The 17,492-nt window shown below is 69.1% G+C and carries 15 protein-coding genes; 9 read left to right on the forward strand and 6 right to left on the reverse strand.

The window, feature by feature from the left end; all coding sequences use genetic code 11:
• Nucleotides 1-400: 400 nt before the first annotated feature.
• Complete coding sequence (locus tag AB7E83_RS26655) at nt 401-1,438, forward strand: hypothetical protein (RefSeq protein WP_428574277.1); 1,038 nt, start codon at nt 401-403, stop codon at nt 1,436-1,438.
• 118 nt (nt 1,439-1,556) lie between these two features.
• On the opposite strand, the gene AB7E83_RS26660 is transcribed toward AB7E83_RS26655, so the two are convergent.
• From AB7E83_RS26660 to AB7E83_RS26675, 4 genes are read right to left on the reverse strand one after another with little or no spacing between them, the layout of a single operon-like run.
• Nucleotides 1,557-2,366: a sensor histidine kinase gene (locus tag AB7E83_RS26660; protein WP_428574279.1), complete on the reverse strand. Its 810-nt coding sequence runs from the start codon at nt 2,364-2,366 to the stop codon at nt 1,557-1,559.
• Nucleotides 2,363-3,199 carry a response regulator gene (locus AB7E83_RS26665; protein ID WP_428574281.1) on the reverse strand — a complete coding sequence of 279 codons (837 nt, stop codon included), beginning with the start codon at nt 3,197-3,199 and terminating at the stop codon, nt 2,363-2,365. Before AB7E83_RS26665 ends, AB7E83_RS26660 begins: the two co-directional genes overlap by 4 nt.
• Nucleotides 3,192-4,832, reverse strand: a complete 1,641-nt coding sequence (locus AB7E83_RS26670) for an ATP-binding protein (RefSeq protein WP_428574283.1) — start codon at nt 4,830-4,832, stop codon at nt 3,192-3,194. Before AB7E83_RS26670 ends, AB7E83_RS26665 begins: the two co-directional genes overlap by 8 nt.
• Nucleotides 4,833-4,841: 9 nt before the next feature.
• On the reverse strand, nt 4,842-5,606 hold the full coding sequence (locus AB7E83_RS26675; protein WP_428574285.1) for a Crp/Fnr family transcriptional regulator: 765 nt from the start codon (nt 5,604-5,606) through the stop codon (nt 4,842-4,844).
• Between the two features lie 121 nt (nt 5,607-5,727).
• Between AB7E83_RS26675 and AB7E83_RS26680 the strand changes: the two genes are divergently transcribed.
• The 4 genes from AB7E83_RS26680 to AB7E83_RS26695 all read left to right on the forward strand — a co-directional run bounded on the left by AB7E83_RS26680 (nt 5,728) and on the right by AB7E83_RS26695 (nt 9,388).
• Nucleotides 5,728-6,549 (forward strand): beta/gamma crystallin-related protein, encoded by an 822-nt coding sequence (locus AB7E83_RS26680; RefSeq protein WP_428574287.1) that lies wholly within the window; start codon nt 5,728-5,730, stop codon nt 6,547-6,549.
• A gap of 132 nt (nt 6,550-6,681) precedes the next feature.
• Entirely contained in the window at nt 6,682-8,568 is a 1,887-nt protein-coding gene (locus AB7E83_RS26685) for an AI-2E family transporter (protein ID WP_428574289.1), read from the forward strand.
• A gap of 124 nt (nt 8,569-8,692) precedes the next feature.
• Nucleotides 8,693-9,010, forward strand: a complete 318-nt coding sequence (locus tag AB7E83_RS26690; RefSeq protein WP_428574291.1) for a BON domain-containing protein — start codon at nt 8,693-8,695, stop codon at nt 9,008-9,010.
• Nucleotides 9,011-9,013: 3 nt separating this feature from the next.
• On the forward strand, nt 9,014-9,388 hold the full coding sequence (locus tag AB7E83_RS26695) for a hypothetical protein (protein ID WP_428574293.1): 375 nt from the start codon (nt 9,014-9,016) through the stop codon (nt 9,386-9,388).
• Nucleotides 9,389-9,402: 14 nt separating this feature from the next.
• On the opposite strand, the gene AB7E83_RS26700 is transcribed toward AB7E83_RS26695, so the two are convergent.
• Nucleotides 9,403-9,849, reverse strand: coding sequence for a universal stress protein (locus tag AB7E83_RS26700; protein ID WP_428574295.1), 447 nt, complete (start codon nt 9,847-9,849; stop codon nt 9,403-9,405).
• A 157-nt stretch (nt 9,850-10,006) separates the two neighbouring features.
• On the opposite strand from AB7E83_RS26700, the gene AB7E83_RS26705 reads away from it, so the two are divergent.
• A complete protein-coding gene (locus AB7E83_RS26705; protein ID WP_428574297.1) occupies nt 10,007-11,269 on the forward strand; it encodes a putative Na+/H+ antiporter in 1,263 nt (420 codons plus the stop codon).
• Between the two features lie 12 nt (nt 11,270-11,281).
• Here the strand turns inward: AB7E83_RS26705 and AB7E83_RS26710 are convergent, their stop codons facing one another.
• The gene (locus AB7E83_RS26710) at nt 11,282-11,728 is read right to left on the reverse strand and encodes a universal stress protein (RefSeq protein WP_428574299.1); all 447 of its coding nucleotides are present in this window, start codon (nt 11,726-11,728) and stop codon (nt 11,282-11,284) included.
• 383 nt (nt 11,729-12,111) lie between these two features.
• Between AB7E83_RS26710 and AB7E83_RS26715 the strand changes: the two genes are divergently transcribed.
• From AB7E83_RS26715 to AB7E83_RS26725, 3 genes are all read left to right on the forward strand, one after another.
• Nucleotides 12,112-12,327: a YgaP family membrane protein gene (locus AB7E83_RS26715; protein WP_428574301.1), complete on the forward strand. Its 216-nt coding sequence runs from the start codon at nt 12,112-12,114 to the stop codon at nt 12,325-12,327.
• A 25-nt stretch (nt 12,328-12,352) separates the two neighbouring features.
• Entirely contained in the window at nt 12,353-15,037 is a 2,685-nt protein-coding gene (locus AB7E83_RS26720; RefSeq protein ID WP_428574303.1) for a GNAT family N-acetyltransferase, read from the forward strand.
• A gap of 76 nt (nt 15,038-15,113) precedes the next feature.
• Nucleotides 15,114-17,366 carry an ATP-binding protein gene (locus AB7E83_RS26725; RefSeq protein ID WP_428574305.1) on the forward strand — a complete coding sequence of 751 codons (2,253 nt, stop codon included), beginning with the start codon at nt 15,114-15,116 and terminating at the stop codon, nt 17,364-17,366.
• The last annotated feature ends 126 nt before the right edge of the window (nt 17,367-17,492 follow it).

The raw sequence follows: 17,492 nt of genomic DNA on the forward strand, positions 1-17,492 counted from the left end.
ATCGTTGAAAATGAAATCCCCCAGGGAGTTCAGGCGGCTGCAGGCCGCCCAGGCGCGCCACGTTCGAGTTGAAGAACCGGCGCTAAATTGCGACTAGAGCGTGTCCGGGAGTACGGGGGCAAGACCACGACTCTAAGTGCCTGTGGAGAGCGACCTCAGTCTTGCTTTCGGACAGCCTTCGGCGTGACGTCCGTATCCGTGCGCGTTCTGTGCGTTGGCCACTGACCACGAAGTCGCCGTTTGTGAATAGAATCGTGGTGTGAGCTTGTCTGCGCCTGCTGCCTACCCTGGCCCACCCGGTTCGCTGGGACGACATCTCTCTTACCGAGTCTCCATTCCAGTTTTGAGCGGAGGACGGCTGTAGGCACCGTGCGAATCCGCTCCCGACTTGGAGTGCGACATGGACCATATTCCGACCACGGCTACGGCCGCCCAAAACCTTATGCGCGCAGCAAAGAAGCGGCGCAAGTCCAGCGGTGAATCCCTTGGCGCCGCGCTCGACACCACGGCTCGCGAGGCCGGCTACGCGAATTGGAAACACGTGACCGTGTGCAAGGCAGCGACCGGGACACAATCGGCTTCGGCGCCTGCACTGCCGGTTTCCATTCAGAAATTCCTCATCGAGCAGCGTGCAGCAAAACCTGCTTCGCCAGTCCTTCTCGAAGACCTCCGGAGTGGCCTTCTCTTCGCCATGGACGTCAAGAACGCTGACAACGTAGTCCCAGAGAGGAGAGACAGAATCGAAGAGTGGGAAGACGCTCGCCTGTTCCTCGCGGGCGACGTCTGGCAGGCACTGGAAAGCGCTGAAACAGAAGAGGGTGGCACCGGCAGCCACGCCCCGGCCATGCAACCCGAGGAATCCTTGCAGCGATTCCTTGACGAAATTGCGAACTACCGGTTCTTCCGGTATTTGGGGACTGCGCCGGAGACGCTTGACGAGGCGCTCGCTACTGTATTTGGGGACTTCTTCTTCCCACCCTCGCACGTGTGGCTTGCGGGCAAGTTCATCGACATGGCAGACGTGCGCGGAGTGCGAGTTGATGAGAAGGTCGTGTACTCCACGTCATTTGGTGGATCTGCCGAGGGCGCGCCGACGTCGGTCGCAGATTCGTCTCGGAAGTCCCCTCAACCAGCAGGCGCTGCAAGCTCCGCGCCCGGACGGCCATTCATTGCGAAGCTCGATGTTCGCAAGTGGGAGCAAGGCCTGTACGAGTACATCGTCCACGAGGGCGGCCAGGACCTGTATGCCGAAGCGGGCTTCAACTCAATCAGCGAGGCGCTGAAGTCAGCCTCCGACGCCGAGGGGGATCTTGCCGGTTTTGAGGTTTCCTACGGGGGTTGCGTGGTCGGCACGTACCCAGTTGGAGTGCTTCGCACCATCGCAGAAGAAGTGGCGCAGCGCGCTGTCGACACTGCTGCCTCCATGAAGTGGCTGTAGGTGTCTGCGCGTAGGCGTGATCGGGCCTAACAGACCTCTGCTTTTGGCCGGGAGCAGCACTATGAGGGGTCTCAGAAAGGAGCGGCGCATTCGGACATTGGACGCGCCAATAAAAGATCTATCTCCGAAGCCGCGAATTCGCCAGCGCCACCGGAATCCTCACCGTGAACTCGCTGCCCGCCTCGTCGAGGTTGCTGGTCACGGAGACGCTGCCTTCGTGCGCCTTGACCAGCTCGCGGACCACCGAGAGTCCGATGCCCAGGCCCGCCGCGTTCACTTCGCACGCCCGTGCGTCGCGCATGAAGATGTCGAACACGTGCGGCAGCGCCTGCGCGGAAATGCCGATGCCGTTGTCCTTGACGGCCACCACGACGCAGCCCCCCGTGGACGTCGCGGTCAAGGAGATTGCGCCGCCCTCCGGCGTGTAGCGCGACGCGTTCTCCAGCAGATTGCCGAACACCTGCACCAGGCGCGCGAGGTCGCCCAGCACCATCAGCGCGCCGTCCGGCCGCTTGACCTCGAAGTGCTGCTTGCGCGCCTCCATGGAGGGGCGGCAGGTCTCGGCCACGCGGTCGAGCGCGTCGCCCATGTCCATGAGCGAACGCTCCAGGCGGAACTTGCCGGCGCCGATGCTGGCGCCTTCCAGCAGGTCGCCGATCAGGCGCGTGATCTGCGCGACCTGGCCTTTGATCGTGGCCTGGTGCTTCGCATAGGCGACGTCGTCGTTGCGTGCGCCCTCCAGCATGGCCGCGGCGAGGCGCAGCGGCATCAGCGGGTTGCGCAATTCGTGCGCGATCGTCGCGAGAAAGGACAGTTGCCGCACGTGGGCGTCGCGGATCGCGATGCGGGCGCCCTCCAGCTCCGTCCGCAGTGCCAGCACCTCGTCGCGCAAGCCGCCAGCGTCTTGCGGGCTGGCAAGCGCGGTCATTCGCGCGACCTGACCGCGACGCCGATGCCGCGGTAGCCGAGGAACTGGCAGCCGGGGCCGAACACCGGCTCCCCGCTCACCTGGAACTTCTGCACCGTCCCGTCCGACTCCGTGCGCGTGAACACGTAGTCGAGGAAGGGCCTGCGTGCCTCGATCGCCTCCTGAAGTGCGGAACGCTCGGCCGCGTTCCAGCCCTCCAGCGTTTCCTGCTGCGCGGAAGACGCGAAGCCATCCACGCGGATGCCCAGCATCTCGAGGACCGGCCCCGATACCCTGGTGAAGTTGCCGAGCTCGTCCTGCTCCCAGTACCAGTCCGACGCGAGCTCGGTGAGGCTGCGGTAGCGGGCCTCGCTTTCGCGCAGTTCGGCCGTGCGCTCCGCCACCGCTTCTTCGAGCCGCTTGCTGTAGCCCTCCAGCCGCCTGTACAGCAGGCGCACCTCGAGCATGTTGCGGATGCGCATCTTGATTTCGGTCAGGTCGAATGGCTTGCTGATGAAGTCGCGCACGCCCGCCTGCAGCGCCCGCAGCTTGTGCCCGGGCTGGGCCGTGATCACCAGCACCGGAAGGTAGGCGTCCCGGTCGTTCGTCTTCAGGCCCTCGATCACCTGGAAGCCGTCCATGCCGGGCATCTGCAGGTCGAGCAGGATCAGGTCGTAGCCGTTCTTGCGGTGCAGCGCGCACACCTCCGTGGAAATCATGGTCGAACTGACGTTCGTGTAGCCGGCCTGCGCGAGCACCTGCTCGAGCAGGCTCACGTTGGCGGGCTGGTCGTCCACGATCAGGATGCGGGCGCCGTGCGCGTCGGGCGTCGAATTGTCCATCGTCTCATGCATGGGTGCGGGTTCCGTTCGTCTTGCGGGCGTGCTCCAGGGCCACGTCGAGCGCGTCCATGAATTCACTGACCTTGATGGGTTTGGTGATGTAGTTGAAGAAGCCCGCTTCCAGCGCCCGTTCGATGTCGCGGGGGACGGCGTTGGCGCTCAGCGCGATGATCGGGATGTGTGCGGTGGCCGCATCGGCGCGCAGGATCTTCATGGCCTCGATGCCGCTGATGCCGGGCAGGTTGATGTCCATCAGGATCACCTCGGGCAGGCAAGCCCGCGCGTATTCGATGCCCAGCGTGCCATCGCCTGCGCTCAGCATGTTGAGGTCGGGGCGGCGGCCGAGCAGCTGGCCCACGAGCTCGAGGTTCGCCGGGTTGTCCTCGATGTAGAGCAGGGTGCGCAGGGGCGTGCCGTCGGGCACCCGCCGCGGCGGGGCGAGCGCGGCGTCCACGGGCGTCGCCGCGAACTGCGGCGCGCTGGCCGTCTTGAACTCGACCCAGAAAATGCTGCCCTGACCGGGCGTGCTCACGACGCCGATGGAGCCTCCCATCAGGTCGACCAGCCGCTTGGTGACGACGAGCCCGATGCCCGAGCCCTCCTCGGCGCTCGCCTCCTTGCCGAGCCGGTTGAACGGCTGGAACAGCTGGTCGATGTGCTCGGGCGGCATGCCGATGCCGGTGTCGCGCACGCTGATGCGGATCGTCGAGGACGACACCGCGACCGCGTCGACGACGACGGTGCCGCGCGGGCGGTTGTACTTGATCGCGTTGAACAGCAGGTTGATCAGCACCTGCTTGACGCGCGTGCGGTCGGCGGTGATGAAGCTGGACATCTCGAACTGCGGGAATGTCATCCCGATGCCGCGCGAGCGCGCCTGCGGCTCGATCATGGCGCGGCATTCGTTGAGCACTTCGGCGAGCGACACCGGCTCGTTCGACAAGGTGAGCCGGCCCGATTCGATGAGGGCGAGGTCCAGCACTTCGTTGATCAGCTCCAGCAGGTACCAGCCCGCCTTCAGGATCTGTTCGATATTGCGCTTCTGGGTCGGCGTCGGCGACGGCGCGCCCGTCTCCAGCAGCTGGGCGAAGCCCAGGATGGCGTTGAGCGGCGTGCGCAACTCGTGGCTCATGCTGGAGAGGAAGTCCGACTTCGCGCGGTTGGCGTGGTCGGCCGCGGCCATCGCCTGCTTCAACTCGGATTCGACGCGCTTGCGCATCGAATTGTCGGCGCCGATCAGCAGGTAGCCGATGATGGCGTCGCGGTCGTCGCGCAGCGCCGTGATCGACACGACGGCGGGGAAGCGGCTGCCGTCCTTGCAGATGTAGGTCAGCTCGTAGCTGTCCTCCATGTTGCGCGAAGCCTTGTAAGCCAGCGCTTCGAAGCCCGGGGCGATGCGCGTGCCGAGCTCGAGCGTGAGTGCTTCGGCGCGCGCCGTCACCTCCGCGGGGTCGTGCATGTCGCTCGGGCTGATCCGGTCGACGACTTCGTCGGCGGCGTAACCCAGCATGCGCTCGGCGCCGACGTTGAACAACTGGATGATCCCCGCTTCGTCGGTCGCGATGATCGAGAAGTTGGAACTGGTAAGGATCGCGTTCTGCAGCGCGCGGGCTTTTGCCAGGGCGAGGGCGTCTTGTTCGGGCATCGGCCCACGTTAACCGGGCTGGACTCCGCCGTATGTGCGCTGGCGTACAGAAGCGGCCTCGCGCGGAACGTCGGGCATCAGGCGGGCGTATTCGCGCTGGACGACGCCGTAGCATTCGCAGACGGCGCCTTCGAGTCCGACCCGGTCCAGCACGTCGATGTGCCCGCGGCTGTAGCGGATGAAGCCCGCGCGCTGCAGGTTCCCCGCAGCGTCGGTCACGCCTTCGCGGCGCACGCCGAGGATGCGGGCGATCAGCTCCTGCGTCATCGTGAGGGAGTTGCCGTCCATGCGGTCCACGCTCAGGAGCAGCGCGCGGCACAGCTGCTGTTCGATGGAGTGGTGCCGGTTGCACACCGCCGTCTGCGTCATTTGCGTCATGAGCGACTGCGTGTAGCGCAGCAGGAGCCGCATCGTGGCGCCGGCCCGGCCGAACTCCTCTTGCAGCAGGCTCGCGCGGATCCGGTAGGCATGGCCCGCGCTGCGCACGACCGCACGGCTCGGCGTGGTGTCGCCGCCCATGAACAGCGAAATGCCCACGATGCCCTCGTTGCCCACGACCCCGATCTCCGCGGACGCGCCATCTTCCAGCAGGTAGAGCAGGGACACGATGCACGTGGTGGGGAAGTAGGCGTAGTGCATGCGGCCGCCCGATTCGCTGAGCACTTCGCCGAGCGGCATGCGGACGAGCTCGAGCCCCGGCTCGATGCGTTCGTACTCGGCGCGAGGCAAGGCCGCCAGCAGATGGTTCTGGGTCGTTGCATGGGGCGCTGTCATCGCCCATTGTGCGCGTCATTTCGGCGGTGTAGGACAAATGCCCGTCGCCGGCCCTGCGTGCGGTGGCGCACGGACACGGCTGGGCCAGCCGCCTACTCTTCGCCCACTCAACGAGGTAACCATGAACAAAACGATCCAGACCCTGTTCGCCATCTCCAGCATCGCCTTCGCGGTGCAGGCCCAGGCGCAAATCACCTTCTACGAAAACGAGAACTTCGGCGGCCGCTCCTACACCACGCAAGGCCGCGTCGACAATGCGCAGCGCGCGGGCTTCAACAACCGCGCCTCGTCGGTCATCGTGGTCGGCGAGCGATGGGAAGCGTGCGACGCGCCGCGCATGCGCGGCGGCTGCAAGGTGCTGCGTCCGGGCCAGTATCCGTCGCTCACGGCGATGGGCCTGAACGACCGCATCACCTCGGCTCGCCCGGTTGCACGGAACGCGAACGTCGCGGAGAGTGAATACGCCCCCATGCCGGTGGTGGCGCAGGACTTCCGCCGCCGCGGCAACGAGCGCGTGCACGAGGCCAGGGTGAGTTCGGCCCGCGCCGTCCTCGGCACGCCCGCCCAGCGCTGCTGGGTGGAGCGTGAGCAGGTCGCGCAGCAGCAGCCTGCCACGTCCGGCATGAACCTGCCGGGCGCGGCGGTCGGCGCGATCATCGGCGGCATCCTCGGCCACCAGGTCGGCGGCGGCTCCGGCAAGCAGATCGCCACGGTGGGCGGCGCCGCGGGTGGCGCCCTGCTCGGTGCGCAGTACGGCCGCACGAGCGATGTCCAGCAGGCCAGCACGCAGGACGTGCGGCGTTGCGACAGCAATCCCGTGCAGGCGACGCCGGCCTACTGGGACGTGATCTACGAGTTCCGGGGGCAGGAGCATCGCGTCCAGATGGCCACCGATCCGGGTCGCACCGTCCGCGTCAATTCGCGCGGCGAGCCGCGAGCCTGAGCCGCGGGGCCGGCGTGAGGTCCTCCGAATGCCGGCCTGCGCGTTCCGAACGGATCCTGCCGGCCTGCGCGGTCCTGTCAAGGCGCCAGGGCGGCGCAGCCGCATGATCCGGGGCAACGCGATGCGAAGTCGGTGATTGCCCTCACGAACGTGTCGCCGGCGGGGCGCATCGTCGCCACCGCTTGCGTGCTCGCCATTCTCTTCTTCGGGCGCGACATCCTCGCGCCCGTCGCACTCGCCGCGGTGCTCAGTCTCGTCATCGCGCCGCTCAAGCGCAGGCTCGCGCGCACCGGCGCAGGCCACACCGCAGGCGCGCTGGTTTCCGTGATGCTCGTCGGTGCGTTCATGGCCGCGGCGGCGACGATGCTCGCCTCGCAGGTCGTCGACGTCGCGGCCGAACTGCCGCAGTACAGGAGCGCGGTGCGTGCGAAAGTGCAGCAGGTGAAAGATTTCGCGCTGCGGCCGATCGAGCGGTTCCACTTCGAACTCGATGCGGTCACACCGCAAGCGGCGCCCGCGCCCGCGGAGAAGGCGCCACGGCGCCACGCCGCGGTCGAGGCTCCCCGGAAAGCCGGCGAGTTCGCCGGCCCGCTGCCGACGGCAACGGCGACGGCAACGGCGACGGCGACGGCAACGGCGACCGTCACGCGAATGTTTTCCATGCTGTGGGGACCCGTGGGCCAGGCCGGTATCGTGCTGGTCCTGCTCGTGTTCATCCTCCTCGAGCACGAGGCCCTGCGCGACCGCATGATCATGCTCGCGGGCGAGGCCGAGGCCGGCGGGACGCTGCAGGCGATCGAAGACGCGGCACGGGGCGTCTCGCGCTTCTTCGTTTCGCAACTCGTCGTGAACGTGACCTTCGCGGTGGTGCTGGGCTTCGCCCTGTGGGTCGTCGGGATCCCGCATGCCGCGCTCTGGGGAGCGCTGGGCGGACTCGCCCGCTTCGTTCCGTACGTCGGTGCGCTGGCCGCCGGCACTGCGATAGGGACGTTCGCGGCCGCCATCGATCCCGGCTGGTCCCTCGTGTTCTGGAGCCTCGGCCTGTTTCTCGCGCTCGAAGCCCTGGTCGCGCACGCGGTCGAGCCGCGGGTGTATGGCCAGAGCGCGGGTCTCGCGCCCCTGGGCGTGATCGTGTCGGCCTTGTTCTGGGGCGCCCTCTGGGGACCGGTGGGCCTCCTGCTCTCGACCCCCATGACCTTGTGCCTGGTCGTGGCGGGGCGCCACGTCCGGGCCTTGCGGCCGATTTCCATCCTGTTCGGCGAAGCGCCGAGCCTCACCGCCGGCCTGCGCCTCTACCAGCGGGCGCTCGCAGGCGAGCCGCAGGAGATCGTCGACACGGCGCGCGCCTATCTGCGGCGCAGCAACTTCGCGCGCTATTGCGACCTGATCCTGCTGCCCGCCCTCGCGCTGGCCGCGGCCGACTTCCGCAATGGGCGAATCGGCGGCGAACAGCATGAGCGCATGCGCCGCACGGTCGTGAAGGTCGCGCGGGCGCTGGGTGAACTCGCCCCGAGCGGCGGAGCGAGCCGCTCGCGCCGCTCCAGCTCGCTGCTGGAAGCGGACGTCGGGTCCCACCTGCGCGAGATCCGCGAGGAGCGGCGTCGTCACGCTCCGGCCCCGCGGTCGCCCGACAAGGGCAGCGCGGTCCTCTGCGTGGGGCTCGGCTCGGCCCGGGACGACGTGCTTGGCGCGTTGCTGGTGCAGGCGCTGCGCGACGAAGCCGTCGAGTCGGCCGCCGTGACGCTGAACAGCTGGATGGACCCCTGCGAACTGGGCGATGCCGGTCGGGTCACGACCGTGTTCCTCGCCTACCCCGTGGTGCAGGACCTCGTCGAGTGGCAATCGGCCTCGCTGCGCCTGCGCGAAGCGTTCCCACATGCGATGCTCGCCACGGTCAAGCCGGCGCTCGAAGACGGGCTCGTGGAAGAAGGGCTCGTGCGGGGCCCGGTCGACCTGGTGGTCGGACTGTTCTCGGAAGCCGTGTCGTTTGCGCTGGCCGGGCGCGCGGCGGCTCCCTGAGCAGGTCGGCGCATCGTCCTACGCGCACAGCCCCGCATGGGTGCGCCAGCGAACAGAGCGTTGCGCCGATTGCGCGCATTCTCCATTTGTTGACACCGTCAGCAAAGAACCCTGAAAGAACATCATGACCTCCACCCATTTCGCCCGCGTTTCCGTCCTGCTCGCCGCCTTCGCCCTTGCCGGCCTCGCAGGCTGCGCCTCCACGCAGAAGCAGGAAAGCACCGGACAGTACATCGACGACACGGTCATCACCACCTCCGTGAAGGCGGCGATCTTCGCCGAGCCGACCCTGAAGTCCGCCGAGATCAACGTCGAGACCTTCAAGGGCCGCGTGCAGCTGAGCGGCTTCGTCACCAGCCGCGACAACATGGCGCGCGCGGTGCAGGTTTCGCAGGGCGTGCGGGGCGTGAGCTCGGTCGCCAACGACATGCGCGTGAAGTAAGCCATGATGACGACCCCGTGGCGCGCGACTCGCGCGCTCGTGGCGATGGCCGGGGTGCTGGCGGCTTCGGCCGCCGGCGCCGCGCCGTCGCAAGCCGTGCAAACCTACGAGCGCGAACGCGCCGAGTGCCTGCGCGGCAGCTCCAACCAGGATCGTGCCACGTGCCTGCGCGAAGCGTCGGCCGCCTTGCGCGAGGCGCGTGCAGGCAGGCTGTCAACCGGCGACCTCGCGGCCAACCGCACGCAGCGCTGCAACGCGCTACCCGCGCCGGATCGCAACGAGTGCCTGGCGCGCATGTCCGAAGCCGGTTCGGCAAGCGGTACCGCGCGTGACGGCGGCATCATCCGCGAACTGACGTCGCCTGCCGGCACGAAGTGAGCGAGGGCGCTGCCTCAGCGCACCACCAGCACCGGCACCGTCCCGTGCGTCAGCACGTGCTGCGTCTCGCTGCCGAGCAGCAGGCGCTTGATGCCCTTGCGGCCGTGCGACGCCATCACGACCAGGTCGCACTTGTGCTTGCCGGCCGCGGCGACGATCGCCTCGGCCACCCGGTCCGAATGCACCAGCGCGGTCTTGACCTTCACGCCCGCGGCTTCGGCGGACTTGCGCACGGCGTCGACATAGGTCTGCGCCTTGTCGGTCCACTGCTTCTCGGCGTTCGCGACCTCCTTGGGCGTCGCGACGATGATGCCGCCCTCGAAGTACGAAGTCGGATAACGCGGCACGACATTCAGCGCGACGAGCTCGGCGCCCGTTGCGGCCGCGAGTTCGATGGCGCTGCGCGCGGCCTTCTTCGACAGCGTCGTTCCGTCGGTGGTGACCAGGATGCGTCGGATCATTTTCGCTCCAGTGATTGAAGGCCCAGCTTAGGTGCCCGGCGCGGGCCACGGATTGACGACGGTCAAGTAGAATCCGCGCCGGGTGGCATGCCATTGCGGGCATTCCAGGATTCGCGAAGGTCGGGCCGCCTCGCGGCTCCGTCACGCCAGGATGTTCATGTCGGATACCCCGATCCAGTGGATCGCGGCAGCAATCTTCGCCGTCGCACTGCTCCATACCTTCAGCGCCAAGCAGTTCGAGCGCCTCTCCCACCGCTACCCCCGCCACGCCGGCCTGTTCCACCTGCTCGGCGAAGTCGAAGTCGTCTTCGGTTTCTGGGCGATCGTCCTCGTCGTCGTCATGGCCCTCGTCGGCGGCGGGAGCGCCGCGCTCGACTACGCCGAGTCGCGCAACTACACCGAGCCCCTCTTCGTCTTCGTGGTGATGGTGATCGCGGCCTCGCGTCCCGTGCTGGTCACCGTGATGTCGATGGTGGACATGGTCGCGCGCCTCGTGCCCGTGCGCACCTCCCTCGCGGCGGCATGGCTGGGCCTCGCCGCCGTGCCGCTGCTCGGCTCCCTCATCACGGAGCCCGCCGCGATGACGATCGCCGCCCTGATGCTCGCGCCGCGAATCTTCCGCCCCGACGTGCCCGAGGGCGTGAAGTACCTCGCGCTGGGCGTGCTGTTCGTCAACGTCTCCATCGGCGGCACGCTCACTTCCTATGCCGCGCCGCCCGTCCTGATGGTGGCGGCCACCTGGCAATGGGACTCCGCGTTCATGCTCGCGACCTTCGGCTGGAAAGCGGCATTGGCCGTGCTGGTGAATGCGACGGCCGCCGTCTGGGTGCTGCGCAGCCATCTGCTCGCGCTTCCCGCTGGCCCCAAAAGAAAGGCGGCCGCGGACCGGGTGCCGCCTTCGGTGGTGGCCGTCCACATCGCACTGCTGGCCGGGGTGGTGCTCTTCGCGCACCATCCCGTCGTGTTCCTCGGCCTCTTCCTGATGTTCCTCGGCTTCGCCCAGGCGTACGAGCGCTACCAGAGCCCGCTCATCCTGAAGGAGGCGCTGCTCGTCGGCTTCTTCCTCGCGGGGCTGGTGGTGCTGGGCGGCATGCAGCAATGGTGGCTCCAGCCGATCGTGTCGGGGCTGAGCCCCGTCGCGCTGTTCCTCGGCGCGCTCGGCCTCACGGCGATCACGGACAACGCGGCGCTCACCTACCTCGGCTCGCTGATCGTGGGCATTTCCGACGATTCGAAGTACATGCTCGTCGCGGGCGCGGTGGCCGGAGGCGGTCTGACCGTGATCGCCAACGCGCCGAACCCCGCCGGCGTGGCCCTGCTCAAGCGCGGCTTCGCCGACGAGACGATCGGCGCGGGCGGGCTGCTGCTGGGCGCCGCCGTGCCGACCGTGGTCGCGGCGGCGGCCTTCATGTTTCTCTGACGCCGGGCAGGCTCAGTCGTCGCCCTCGCCGCGGATCACCAGGACGGGCACGGCCGACATGCGGATGACGCTTTCCGCGCCGCTGCCCAGCAGGATCCTGCCGATGCCGCGGCGGCCGTGCGTGCCCACGACGACCAGATCGGCCTTCCACGCGGCAGCTTCCGCCGCGACCGCCTCGCCGAGCCGCTGGCCCGGGGCGTCGATCAGGCGGGAGTCGCCTTCGACGCCCGCGGCCTTCACGATGGCCAGCGCGTCGTCCAGCGCCTTGTCGGCCTGTTCGCGGGCGGCCTGCATCACCACGGCCGAGTACTCCAGGCCGGCCACCAGCGCGAGTTCATCGAGGGCATGCACCACGCGCACGCTGCCGCCGCGCTCGCGGGCCAGCTCGAGGGCGGCGACGAGCGCCTTGTTGGACGTGCGGCTTCCGTCCACGGGTACGAGGATGCGTCGATAGGACATGGCAGGACCTTTCAGTCGGGTTGAATCGGGTATCGGGTAGGCCAACTCTGGACGGTGAATGCCTGGCCGGGGTTGACGCGCATCAATCGGTCGGCGTCACGAAGCTCAGTCGAGCAGCGAGAGCCGGAAGAGGCTCCAGGCGACCAGCGCCATGATTCCCAGCGCCGCGAGCATGGACAGGATCCACAATACCATCGAGGTTCCGGTCTGCATGGTTGGCTCCTTCGGGATCATGCGTTCATGATGGTCGCGGCGCAAGGCAGCGTGTTGCGCTGGATCAATTCGACGCGACCCGCCGCCGCGTAGATTGCGAACGAACGCCCCTGCACGACGCGAGGGTCCCCGCGTTGTCCGGTTTCGATCGACATTTCCAGGAGCTTCCCATGCAAGCCATCAAGACCAACGTCGGCACCCTCGACCGGGTGCTGCGCATCGGCGCGGCGATCGTCCTTTTCGTGCTGTATGCGACCGGAACCCTTGGCGCCTGGTCGATCGTGGTCGGCCTCGTGCTGCTCGTCACCGGGCTCGTGCGCTTCTGCCCCGCCTATCGCCTCCTCGGCATCCGCACCTGCGGCGTCGAGTCGGGGAAGCTGCCTTGAACATCGCGTCCGCGCCCGGCAAGGCATGAGCGTCCGCAATCTCGAGGCGCTGCTCCGCCCGGCCTCGATCGCCGTCATCGGCGCGTCCGACCGGCCCGGCTCGGTGGGCGCGGTGGTGTGGCGCAACGTGCGCGATGGCGGTTTCGCCGGTCCCGTGTGGGCCGTGAACCCGCGTGCACAGTCGCTGGACGGCCAGCCGGTGCATGCGAGCGTGCAGGCGCTGCTGCAGGCGCCCGACCTCGCCGTGATCTGCACGCCGCCGGCGACGGTGCCGGGGCTCGTGGCTGAACTCGGACAGCGCGGCACGCGCGCGGCCGTCGTGATCACCGCGGGCTTGCGCGCGACGGACGCAAACGCGGGCGGCGCAGGCGCATCGCTCGAACAGGCGATGCTCGACGCGGCCCGGCCGCACCTGCTGCGCATCCTCGGTCCCAACTGCATCGGGCTGCTGGTGCCGGGCATCGGCGTCAATGCCAGCTTCGCGCCCGCGCAGGCGCGGCCCGGCAAGCTCGCCTTCGTCACGCAATCCGGCGCGCTCGCCACCGCCATGCTCGACTGGGCCGCGACGCGCGACATCGGCTTCTCGCATTTCGTCTCGCTCGGCGACAGCGCCGACGTCGACTTTGGGGACATGCTCGACTACCTGGGCAGCGATGCTGACACGCGCGCGATCCTCATGTACGTCGAGTCCGTCAAGCATGCGCGCAAGTTCATGTCGGCCGCGCGCGCGGCGGCGCGCAACAAGCCGGTGATCCTGGTCAAGGCCGGCCGCGCGCCGGAAGGCGCGCGCGCCGCGGCCTCGCACACCGGCGCGCTCGCGGGCTCCGACGCCGTGTTCGACGCCGCCGTGCGGCGCTCCGGCATGCTGCGCGTCGCGACGCTCGAGGCGCTGTTCGATGCCGCCGAGACGCTCGCGCATCCGAAGCCGTGGCGCGGCGGACGCCTCGCCTTGCTCACGAACGGCGGCGGGGCGGGCGTGCTCGCGGCCGATGCGCTGGCCTCGCAGGGCGGGGAACTGGCGGCGCTGTCGCCGGCGTCGCTCGAAGCGCTCGATGCCGCGCTGCCGGCGACCTGGTCGCACGGAAATCCGGTGGACATCATCGGCGACGCGCCGGTCGAGCGTTACCGCCGCGCGCTCGACGTCCTGCTGGCGGCGCCGGAGGTCGATGGCGTGCTGTTCATGCATGCGCCCACGGCGATCGTCCCCGCCGACGACATCGCGCAAGCCTGCCTGGGCGCGATGCGGGACAGCGGCAAGCCGGTGCTCGCCTGCTGGCTCGGAGGCGTCTCGGTGCGCGGCGCGCGCGAGCTGTGCATGCGCGCCGGCGTGCCTTCATACACCACGCCGGAGCGGGCCACCGACGCGTGGCTGCAGCTCGCGCACTACCACGCGGCGCAGGCTGCTCTGCTGCAACTGCCGGACGCGCAGACGCCGACGCGCCGGCCCGACGCCGCGCGGGCGCAGGAGCTTCTGGACGATGCCCGTCGAAGCGGGCGCGAATGGCTGACCGACGCTTCGGCGATGGCGCTGCTCGCGGCCTACGGCATTCCCGTCGTCGACACGGTGTTCGCCCCCGACGCGGACGCCGCCGTCGAGGCCGCACGAAGCATCGGCTACCCCGTGGCCCTGAAGATCGTCGCGCGGGAAATCGTCCACAAGTCGGACGTCGGCGGCGTGATGCTCGACATCGCCACGCCGGACGCGCTGCGCACCGCCATGACCGACACGCGCCGGCGCGTGGCCGTGCGAGCGCCCCATGCGCGCGTCGACGGCTTCACCGTGCAGGGCATGGTCGTGCGCAAGGGCGCACGCGAGCTCATCGTCGGGCTGTCCACCGATGCCGTGTTCGGGCCGGTGATGCTGTTCGGAACCGGTGGCACAGCCGTGGAGCTGCGGCCGGACACGGCCGTCGCGCTGCCGCCGCTGAACGCCCACCTCGCGCGCGAGCTGATCGCCCGCACGCACGCCGGCAAGCTGCTGGGCGGCTGGCGCGGCAGCAGGCCGGCCGACGAGGCGGCAGTGGTGGACGTCGTGGTGAAGCTGTCGCAGATCGCCTGCGACCTGCGCGACGTGGCCGAGATCGACATCAACCCGCTGCTGGCGGACGCGGAGGGCGCGATCGCGCTCGACGCGCGCGTGCGGCTCCATCCTGCCGGCGCCGCGAACGCGCGGCCCGGCCTTGCCCTGCGGCCGTATCCGTTCGAACTCGAGGAGACGCTGCTGATCGACGGCGCGAGCTTGCGGACGCGGCCGATCCGGCCGGAGGACGGCGCGCGCCTCGCGGACTTCTACGCGGGCGCCGACCCGTCGGATATGCGCCTGCGGTTCTTCCTCGCGCGCCGCGAAGTGCCTCGCTCGGAGCTCGCGCGCTACTGCCAGATCGACTACGACCGCGAGATGACCTTCATCGCGCTCGACGGCGAGTCCATCGCGGGCGAGGTGCGCGCGATCTGCGACCCGGACAACCGCCAGGCCGAGTTCGCGATCCAGGTCGCGACCGCCTGGCAGGGGCGCGGACTCGGCACGCGGCTGCTCGGGAAGATGGTGGCCTACCTGCGCTCGCGCGGGACGGCCGAGCTCATCGGCGCCTGCCTGAGGGAGAACGAAGCGATGGTGTCCCTCGCGCGCCACATGGGCTTCGAGGTGGTTCGCGGCGACGAGGACTCGCATCGCTTGCGGCTGAAGCTTCGGGACCTTGCGTCGGATTGACGCTTCGCGCGCCGGGCGCGCCGGGAGCGCCCGGTCGCCCCCGCGTCCGCGGCGTTCTCTCTAGAATCGCCCGGGCATGACGAGTCCCTTGCCCCCGCGCTACCTCGACAGGCTCCGGGCGGTGGTCGACATCTCCGGGGTCGGCGTCTGGCTGAACCCGCTGCCCCTCGGCCGGCTGGAGTGGAACGAAAACACCAAGGCGCATTTCCACCTGCCGCCGGACGCCGAGCCCACGATCGAGCTCTTCTACGAGCGCATCCACGACGACGACCGAGAGCGGGTGCGGCAGGCGGTCGACCACGCGGTCGGCACCGATGCGCCTTTCGATCAGGTGTACCGCACCGTCGGATCCGACGGCAGCGTCAAATGGATTCACGCCGTCGGCAACACGTCGCGCGACACGGCGGGACGGGTGTGCCAGTTCGACGGCATCACGCTCGACATCACTCACCGCGTGCTGGCGCAGCACCGGGTGCGCGAATTCGCGGACGCCGCGCCCGCGATGCTGTGGGTGACCGAGGCGGACGGCTTCTGCAGCTTCCTCTCGCGCGGCTGGACGACCTTCACCGGGCAAAGCGAGACGGCGGGCCTCGGCTTCGGCTGGCTGGAAATGGTGCATCCCGACGACCGGGCGGGCGCCGCCGCGCTGTTCGCGGACGCGAACGCGCGCGGCGTGCGTTTCGGCTCCGAACATCGCGTGTGGCACATCGATGGCGAGTGGCGCTGGGTCATCGATGCGGGCAATCCAAGGCTCGGGCCGGCCGGGGAGTTCCTGGGCTTTGCCGGCTCCGTGACCGACATCCACGACCGCTACATGGCCGAGCAGGCGCTTCGCAAGTCGACCGAGCGCTATGTGCGGCTGCTCGGCTCCATCGACGAAGGTTTCTGCGTCGTGCAGATCCTGCTGGTGGACGGCCGGCCCGCGGACTATCGCTTCATCGAAACCAATGCGGTGTTCGAACGCCAGACCGGCCTGCACGAGCCGCTCGGGCGAACGGCGCTGGAGCTGGTGCCCGATCTCGAGCCGTGGTGGATCGAAACCTATGGCGACGTCGCGCTGAGCGGCATGGCGCGCCGTTTCACGCACGGCTCGCAGGCCATGGGCCGCTGGTTCGACGTGTTCGCGTCGCCCATCGGCGAGCGCGAGGACCTGCAGGTCGCCATCTTGTTTCGCGATGTGTCGCAGCAGGTCGAAGCCGACCGACGTCTCCTCGACGCCGACCGGCGCAAGGACGAATTCCTCGCGACGCTGGCCCACGAATTGCGCAACCCCCTCGCGCCGGTCCGCAACAGCGCGGAGCTGCTGAGCCGCCTGGCCAGCGACCCCGCGCAGGTGCGCTACGCGGAGATCATCGGCCGCCAGACGCGCCATCTCGCGCGCATGGTGGACGACCTCATGGACGCGAGCCGGGTGAGCCGCGGGAAGCTCGAACTGCAGCTCGCGCCGGTCGTGCTGCAGGACGTCGTCGGCGTTGCGCTGGAGAATGCCGCCGAACCGCTGCGCTCGGGAGCCCATCCCGTGACGGTCGACCTGCCGCCGCAGCCGCTGCGCGTCATCGGCGACGAAGTCCGTCTCGTGCAGATCGTCGTGAACCTGCTCACGAATGCGGCACGGTATTCGGCCGCGGGGCGGCCGGTCGAAGTGAAGCTGGAATCGGATTCGTCCATCGCGGCGCTGAGCGTTCGCGACCAGGGCATCGGCATCGCGCCGGAACAGCTCGCGCGGGTGTTCGAGATGTTCTACCAGGGCGGCAACGACTCCGGGCGCGCGAGCGGCGGGCTGGGCATCGGCCTGTCGCTCGTGCAGCGCCTCGCGGAACTGCATGGCGGCAGCGTCGAGGCGGCCAGCGACGGGCTCGGGCGCGGAAGCGTGTTCACCGTGCGCTTTCCGCTGGCGGCCGAAGCGCAGGCGGGCCCGCGAAGTCGAATCGCGGACAGCCCCGACGAAACCGTGCCGAAGCGGCGCGTGCTGATCGTCGACGACAACGCGGACGCCGCGGACACGCTCGCCGACGTGCTGCGCGTGATGGGCTACGACGCTTTCACGGCCTACGACGGCGTCGAGGGCGTGGCGCAGGCGCAGGCACTCGAGCCCGACGCGGTGGTGCTCGACCTCGGCATGCCGCGGCTGGACGGCTATGGCGCGTGCCGGGCGATCCGCGAGAGCGCCCGCGGCAAGCACATGGCGCTGGTGGCGCTCTCCGGCTGGGGCCAGGCGGCCGACCGCGAGCGCACGCAGGCCGCGGGTTTCGACGGACACCTCGTCAAGCCGGTGATGCCGGCGGAGTTGATCGCGATGCTGGAGGACGTGCTGGGAGCGGGCGCCTAGCTAGGAGTGTGGGCGGCAGAAGGGAGTGGCGCGCCCCGGACCGGGACGGGGGCGACCCCTTCCGCGAATGTCCCCCGTCGCGCGCGTGCGCGCTCCTCCTCCTTTACTTCGCTGCAGGGGCCACCC

The organism is Ramlibacter sp. (genome assembly GCF_050250995.1).
GTDB lineage: Bacteria > Pseudomonadota > Gammaproteobacteria > Burkholderiales > Burkholderiaceae_C > Ramlibacter.

Excerpts from the sequence above, each read along its gene's own strand:
- AB7E83_RS26655 (WP_428574277.1), top strand. The coding sequence starts at position 401 with ATGGACCATATTCCGACCACGGCTACGGCCGCCCAAAACCTTATGCGC.
- AB7E83_RS26660 (WP_428574279.1), bottom strand. The coding sequence starts at position 2,366 with ATGACCGCGCTTGCCAGCCCGCAAGACGCTGGCGGCTTGCGCGACGAG.
- AB7E83_RS26665 (WP_428574281.1), bottom strand. The coding sequence starts at position 3,199 with ATGCATGAGACGATGGACAATTCGACGCCCGACGCGCACGGCGCCCGC.
- AB7E83_RS26670 (WP_428574283.1), bottom strand. The coding sequence starts at position 4,832 with ATGCCCGAACAAGACGCCCTCGCCCTGGCAAAAGCCCGCGCGCTGCAG.
- AB7E83_RS26675 (WP_428574285.1), bottom strand. The coding sequence starts at position 5,606 with ATGACAGCGCCCCATGCAACGACCCAGAACCATCTGCTGGCGGCCTTG.
- AB7E83_RS26680 (WP_428574287.1), top strand. The coding sequence starts at position 5,728 with ATGAACAAAACGATCCAGACCCTGTTCGCCATCTCCAGCATCGCCTTC.
- AB7E83_RS26690 (WP_428574291.1), top strand. The coding sequence starts at position 8,693 with ATGACCTCCACCCATTTCGCCCGCGTTTCCGTCCTGCTCGCCGCCTTC.
- AB7E83_RS26695 (WP_428574293.1), top strand. The coding sequence starts at position 9,014 with ATGATGACGACCCCGTGGCGCGCGACTCGCGCGCTCGTGGCGATGGCC.
- AB7E83_RS26700 (WP_428574295.1), bottom strand. The coding sequence starts at position 9,849 with ATGATCCGACGCATCCTGGTCACCACCGACGGAACGACGCTGTCGAAG.
- AB7E83_RS26705 (WP_428574297.1), top strand. The coding sequence starts at position 10,007 with ATGTCGGATACCCCGATCCAGTGGATCGCGGCAGCAATCTTCGCCGTC.
- AB7E83_RS26710 (WP_428574299.1), bottom strand. The coding sequence starts at position 11,728 with ATGTCCTATCGACGCATCCTCGTACCCGTGGACGGAAGCCGCACGTCC.
- AB7E83_RS26715 (WP_428574301.1), top strand. The coding sequence starts at position 12,112 with ATGCAAGCCATCAAGACCAACGTCGGCACCCTCGACCGGGTGCTGCGC.
- AB7E83_RS26720 (WP_428574303.1), top strand. The coding sequence starts at position 12,353 with ATGAGCGTCCGCAATCTCGAGGCGCTGCTCCGCCCGGCCTCGATCGCC.
- AB7E83_RS26725 (WP_428574305.1), top strand. The coding sequence starts at position 15,114 with ATGACGAGTCCCTTGCCCCCGCGCTACCTCGACAGGCTCCGGGCGGTG.